The 6,352-nt window shown below is 43.1% G+C and carries 6 protein-coding genes; 2 read left to right on the plus strand and 4 right to left on the minus strand.

Features of this window, described 5'->3' with window-relative positions:
• Nucleotides 1-170 precede the first annotated feature (170 nt).
• Nucleotides 171-2,258: an elongation factor G gene (gene fusA / locus AB6D07_RS04035; protein WP_009847514.1), complete on the plus strand. Its 2,088-nt coding sequence runs from the start codon at nt 171-173 to the stop codon at nt 2,256-2,258.
• A gap of 210 nt (nt 2,259-2,468) precedes the next feature.
• Here the strand turns inward: fusA and AB6D07_RS04040 are convergent, their stop codons facing one another.
• The gene (locus AB6D07_RS04040) at nt 2,469-2,681 is read right to left on the minus strand and encodes a VF530 family DNA-binding protein (protein ID WP_012604684.1); all 213 of its coding nucleotides are present in this window, start codon (nt 2,679-2,681) and stop codon (nt 2,469-2,471) included.
• A 128-nt stretch (nt 2,682-2,809) separates the two neighbouring features.
• A complete protein-coding gene (locus AB6D07_RS04045) occupies nt 2,810-3,715 on the minus strand; it encodes a LysR substrate-binding domain-containing protein (RefSeq protein ID WP_017096671.1) in 906 nt (301 codons plus the stop codon).
• Between the two features lie 99 nt (nt 3,716-3,814).
• On the opposite strand from AB6D07_RS04045, the gene AB6D07_RS04050 reads away from it, so the two are divergent.
• The gene (locus tag AB6D07_RS04050) at nt 3,815-4,006 is read left to right on the plus strand and encodes a hypothetical protein (RefSeq protein WP_017096672.1); all 192 of its coding nucleotides are present in this window, start codon (nt 3,815-3,817) and stop codon (nt 4,004-4,006) included.
• Between the two features lie 47 nt (nt 4,007-4,053).
• Here the strand turns inward: AB6D07_RS04050 and AB6D07_RS04055 are convergent, their stop codons facing one another.
• Both AB6D07_RS04055 and AB6D07_RS04060 read right to left on the minus strand, forming a co-directional pair.
• Complete coding sequence (locus AB6D07_RS04055; protein WP_017103876.1) at nt 4,054-5,742, minus strand: AMP-binding protein; 1,689 nt, start codon at nt 5,740-5,742, stop codon at nt 4,054-4,056.
• Nucleotides 5,743-5,832: 90 nt separating this feature from the next.
• Nucleotides 5,833-6,352, minus strand: a 520-nt coding sequence (locus AB6D07_RS04060) for a helix-turn-helix domain-containing protein (protein ID WP_372140703.1), incomplete at its 5' end; no start/stop codon positions are given.

Consider the following 6,352-nt stretch of genomic DNA (forward strand, 5'->3'; position numbering starts at 1 on the left):
TAAGTTAGCACTAAACTTAACAATCATTTAGATTGTTTCTTCAGATTGCCTTTTTCTATATGTTAGAAAAAGGCAAAGTTTTTTAGTCCCAAATGCATGCAAAGCTATCAGTCCTCACAGATTGTGATATACTCTGCGCGCATTTTATATCCTATTAACAGAGTAAGACAATGGCAGATTTATCGAAATACAGAAACATTGGTATTTTCGCGCACGTTGATGCGGGTAAAACAACTACCACTGAGCGTATCCTTAAGCTAACTGGTCAGATCCACAAGACTGGTGAAGTACATGATGGCGAATCAACTACTGACTTCATGGAACAGGAAGCTGAGCGCGGAATTACTATCCAATCAGCAGCTGTAAGCTGTTTCTGGAACGGTCACCGTCTAAACGTTATCGATACTCCTGGACACGTTGACTTCACAGTTGAAGTATACCGTTCTCTTAAAGTGCTTGATGGCGGTATCGGTGTATTCTGTGGTTCTGGTGGTGTTGAACCACAATCAGAAACTAACTGGCGCTACGCTAACGAATCAGAAGTATCTCGTCTGATCTTCGTTAACAAACTAGACCGTATGGGTGCAGATTTCTACAACGTTGTTGACCAAGTTAAAAACGTTCTAGGTGCAACTCCTCTAGTTATGGTTCTACCAATCGGCCGCGAAGATGAATTCGTGGGTGTTGTAGACCTTCTAAGCCGTAAAGCATACGTTTGGGATGACACTGGTCTTCCTGAAAACTACGAAATCACAGATGTTCCTGCGGACATGGTTGATGACGTTGAGCAATACCGTGAAGAGCTAATCGAAACTGCTGTAGAGCAAGACGATGACCTAATGGAAGCTTACATGGAAGGTGAAGAGCCTTCTATCGAAGACATCAAACGTTGTATCCGTAAAGGTACTCGTGATATCGCATTCTTCCCTACGTTCTGTGGTTCTGCGTTCAAGAACAAAGGCATGCAAGTTATCCTTGATGCTGTAGTAGATTACCTACCTTCTCCAACTGAAGTTGATCCTCAACCTCTAATGGATGAGAACGGCGAAGAAACAGGCAACCACGCTATCGTTTCTACTGAAGAAACTTTCAAAGCGCTTGCGTTCAAAATCATGGATGACCGTTTCGGTGCTCTAACTTTCGTTCGTATTTACTCTGGTAAATTGAACAAAGGTGACACGATCCTTAACTCATTCACAGGTAAAACTGAGCGTGTTGGCCGTATGGTTGAGATGCAAGCTGATGACCGTAACGAACTAACTAGCGCACAAGCTGGTGACATCATTGCGATCGTTGGTATGAAGAACGTTCAAACTGGTCACACTCTATGTGATCCAAAAGACCAAGTAACGCTTGAGCCAATGGTTTTCCCAACTCCAGTAATCTCTATCGCTGTATCTCCAAAAGATAAAGGCGGTTCTGAGAAAATGGGTATCGCGATCGGTAAAATGGTTGCTGAAGATCCATCTTTCCAAGTTGAGACTGACGAAGAAACTGGCGAAACTATCCTTAAAGGTATGGGTGAGCTTCACCTAGACATCAAGGTAGATATCCTTAAGCGTACTTACGGCGTTGACCTAACAGTTGGTGCTCCTCAAGTTGCTTACCGTGAAACTATCACTCAAGCAATTGAAGATAGCTACACGCATAAGAAACAGTCTGGTGGTTCTGGTCAATTCGGTAAGATCGATTACCGTATCAAACCAGGTGAAGCAGGTTCTGGCTTCAAGTTCAACTCAGTAGTTGTGGGCGGTAACGTTCCTAAAGAATTCTGGCCTGCAGTTGAGAAAGGCTTTGCTGGCATGATGGATAACGGCGTACTAGCTGGCTTCCCTACGCTAGACGTTGAAGTTGAACTTTTCGATGGTGGTTTCCACGCAGTCGATTCATCTGCTATCGCATTTGAAATCGCAGCGAAAGGCGCATTCCGTCAATCTATGCCTAAAGCTGGCGCGCAACTTCTTGAGCCTATCATGAACGTTGACGTGTTCACTCCAGACGATCACGTTGGTGATGTTATCGGTGACCTTAACCGTCGTCGTGGCATGATCAAAGATCAACAAGCTGGCGTTACTGGTGTTCGTATTAAAGCTGACGTACCTCTTTCTGAGATGTTCGGCTACATCGGTCACCTACGTACTATCACTTCTGGTCGTGGCCAATTCTCTATGGAATTCGCGCAATACGCACCATGTCCAACTAACGTTGCTGACGAAGTGATTGCAAAAGTTAAAGCAGAAAAAGAAGCTGGTAAGTAATTAGCCCTTTTCTAAATTAGCTAAAAAAGCCCCGCAAGTGAAAGCTTGCGGGGCTTTTTATTGTTTGTAATATACTGCGAGGTGCGAGGTGCGAGGTGCGAGGTGCGAGGTGCGAGGTGCGAGGTGCGAGGTGCTGATGTAGCCCCTAAAAAGTAGACACAGGGGTTGTCCCGTATTTATTCAACACGGGACTGATAAAGCAGGGAGAGACTAACGCTTTAAGTCGATGTAAATCTGCTCTACTTTGGTGCGTGCCCAATCTGTTTTACGCAAAAATTTTAAGCTCGATTTAATGCTCGGGTCTTTTTTAAAGCAGTTGATGTTCACCATGTAACTCAACTCTTCCCAACCGTAATGTTCAACCAATTCAGTCAGTAGCTTCTGTAGAGTGATACCGTGCAGTGGATTATTGTCTTGTGTCATGAGATGTTCTCGCCATTTATTTGAGCTAAGTATACCAGTTTCGCTTTATGAATTATCAGACCATTTAAGCTGGTAGTTTGTGTTTAGTTATTGAAGAACTGCCTATTTCAGGAGTTGAAAGACAAGAGCTAGTTCTCCAATATCTCATTTACTTCTTCATGTAACCAATTGGTAAATGCCGTTATACGCACTTCTCTAGGCGAGTTAGGGTCAAAACATAGATTTACTTGAACGCCAGGCGTCATGCCTATATCAAATGGCTTTACTAACAAGCCGCGTTCAATGAAGTCACCAGCTAAACTGTCTGTTGCAAGGCAAACTCCATGACCAGCCATAACTGTCGTTAATCCCATATCAAAAGTACCTACTTCCATCCATTGAATAGAACTGTCTTGCATCGGAACATTCGCTTGTTTAAACCAACTTTCCCAAGGGAAGCAACCCCCCTCGAATTGAACTAACCAACATTTAAGTAGCTGTTCTGGTGAGGTGAGTTTAAGAGAGTTTGCTAATTCTGGTGAGCAAAAAGGATAGATAGGTTCGTTGATTAGTACCTCAAGAGTTAAACCATCTTCCACACATAGGTCTTCACCTTGTCGAATAGCCACATCAATCTCACCGTGTTTTAAATTTGGGGTATCGCAGCCTGTTAGCACTTTGATCGGGATCTCTGGGTGCTTTACCGAGAACTTCCAAAGCCGTGGTAGTAACCAACGTGAAGCAAATGAAGGAGGGCTTCTAACAACAAGCAGACCTTGAATGGGTTCAGACTGGATCTTGTTTAAACCTAGCAATACCTCTTGAAACCCATCAGAAACATGTTTGAAAAGTGTGCGCCCTTCATGTGTTAAGGCCATAACACGCCCCTTACGAATGAAAAGCTTACATCCAACCTGTTCTTCTAGTTGGCGAATCTTTTGGCTGACGGCTGCTTGGCTAACAAACAGTTCCTCAGCTGCCTTACTGTAGCTATGCAAGCGTGCCGCAACTTCAAAGTAACGGAGGCCTGAAAGGTGACGCAGTCTATTATCCATAACCTCAGCTTATAGTCCTTGTTAATAATGGTTGTTCGCTTATCGAACTGCTTATTTCCATAATAACGACAAATTAATAGGAAAAACAAGAGAGATAAAATGAAAGCAATGACCTGTTGGATTGGCAGATTAGTTACTTATATTTTTCAAGTTAATGATAAAAAAAAGAATAGTAAGGCGGCTAAATCAAGACAAGTTATTAGCTCGGAATCTTTGAGCGATCGGATGAGAAAGGATATCGGTTTGGACTATGAACGTAATGATGCGGCTGATTACACTAAATACTTGTAACTTGAGCTTATGAAAAAGGAGCCGTAATGGCTCCCTCTCGGTTTTGATTACTCTTCCCAAACCACCAATTTATCTTTCGGCCAGTTATGACCGATTTCATGGTATTTCTGCTCAAGGATATGTCGCTTTATCTTGAGAGTAGGGGTAAGTACACCGTTGTCGATGCTCCACGGTTCCTTAATCATCAGTACCCCTTTGATCTTCTCATGCGAGGCTAACTGTTCGTTCATTTTTTCAATGACACGTTTACTTGTTCTTTCATAACGAGCCCGATCAAAACTAGGGAAGTCATGCGGTACCACGAGTAGGATAGGACCAGGTAAGCCTAAGCCGATCAAACACATCATTTCTACGCGGCTGTATTCAAACAGTTTGTTTTCGATTGGCACTGGAGCCACAAACTTACCTTTCGCAGTTTTAAAGGTGTCTTTTTTACGTCCCCGGATCGTTAGGTAGCCCTCGCTGTCGATATCACCAATATCGCCAGTATGAAGCCATCCCTCAGAGTTAAAAGACTCTTGGGTGGCTATGTCATTTTTGTAATAACCAGAGAACATACCTTTGCTTCGAACCAAAATTTCTTCATCTTCTGCAATTTTGAGTTCGATGCCCGGACCAGCATTACCCACAGTACCAATTTTGTCGGCTCTAAACGGGTGATTAATCGTGCTGTAGGCGAAAGACTCAGTCATTCCCCAAGCCTCGGTAATGTGTAGGCCAACACTCTCATACCATGCGAGTAGAGCCGGTGATACCGGAGCTGAACCACATCCCAAAACGCGGGCTTGATCTAACCCTAGGCCATCAGCCAGTTTCTTCTTAATGATGTTGTTGATAAACGGAATCTTAAGTAAGAAATTCAGTTTCTTCTGCGGAAGCTTATCTTGGATTCGTTGCTGGAACAGAGTCCATAAGCGAGGAACTGAAATAAATAGAGTAGGGCGATGCATTTTCACATCATCAATAAAGGTATCTAAAGACTCCGGGAAAGCAGTGACTATACCGCCCATTACCGATGAGCCAAAGATGTAAACGCGTTCTGTAATATGGGCAAGCGGTAGATAAGAGAACAAGCGATCGCCGGGTTGGATACCAATATGATCGATCAACCGTTGAACTGACCACGTAAAGGCGCCGTATGTGAGCATCGCGCCTTTTGGTAGCCCTGATGTACCCGAAGTATAAACAAGCGACATTACTTTATCATCGTGATGCTGAGGACGCTTGGTTGAGGGTTCATGGGTATCGATGAGTTGTTCGAAAGTATGTTGGCACTTCGCTGCGCTATCGTAGGGAAGTGAGATACTCACCAAGTTTGGATTATCATCCAGTACTTTTTGAGTGGCCTTAGGATCGTCGAGTTTACCCGCAATCACAATTTTACTTTCACTGTGTTCAATACAGTACTGTATGGTATCGGCCCCCGCTGTTGGAAAGATTGGGACGCTGACAAAATCTCCTAACATCATGGCAAGATCGCAGATAAACCACTCTGCACAGTTTTTCGATACGAGAGCGACTCGATCACCGGGTTGGGCTCCGAGTCCTTCTAATGCTGACGCCAGTTTTAGTGCTTTGTCGGCCACTTCTTTATAAGTAAACTCAACAAATTGGCGGTTAATAATTTGCTTTAAGTAGACTTCATCTGGGCGTTCTTCTGCCCATTTTAAAATCATGTCATTGGGTGTAGGGAGAGCTGTTGCTTGTTCTTGGCTAAACTCGTTAGGCTGAATCATTGTCTAACTCCATGTTTTTCGCTAAGTTATTTTTGTTAAAATCATGTTAAATGTACCATGATTTTTTCTTTTAGGGAGTAAAATTAGCGTTTATGTTCTTTGTTTTCCGTTATCTGTGCAGGCTCGCCTGTAACTTGCAGGCGTTACTCCAGTCCGTTTCTTAAAAATTCTCGAGAAATATGACACATCCTTGTATCCACATTGATAGGCAATGACAGCAATTTTTGATTCTGTATCTGCCTCGATTAACTTTTTGGCAAGTAGAATGCGTTTATCGCACACGAAGTCTCTAAAGCTTACTCCAAAGTGTAGATGAAACTTCTTAGAAAAATAGGTGGTTGAACAGTGACATTTCTCGGCGATCTCTATTTCTCTGATTTCTTTGTTGATGTTGTCCATCACAAAGTTAACGACTTCGGATGCGAAGGCTTTTACAGGAAGCTGGTTGTTGTTGTTTGTGTCTCTGTCGATATCGAAGTGGGACTCGAACATATGCTGTGTCTTAGCCTTAAGATCTTCGAATTGACTGGTCAGATGATTACTGTTTGTTTCTATGGGCTTTGTTGCGTAATTAAATTTAAAGATAGAACAACCCCGTTTCGCGTATTTC

It is taken from the genome of Vibrio sp. 10N.239.312.C11 (assembly GCF_041466065.1).
In the GTDB taxonomy this organism is placed as follows: Bacteria; Pseudomonadota; Gammaproteobacteria; order Enterobacterales; family Vibrionaceae; genus Vibrio; species Vibrio tasmaniensis_A.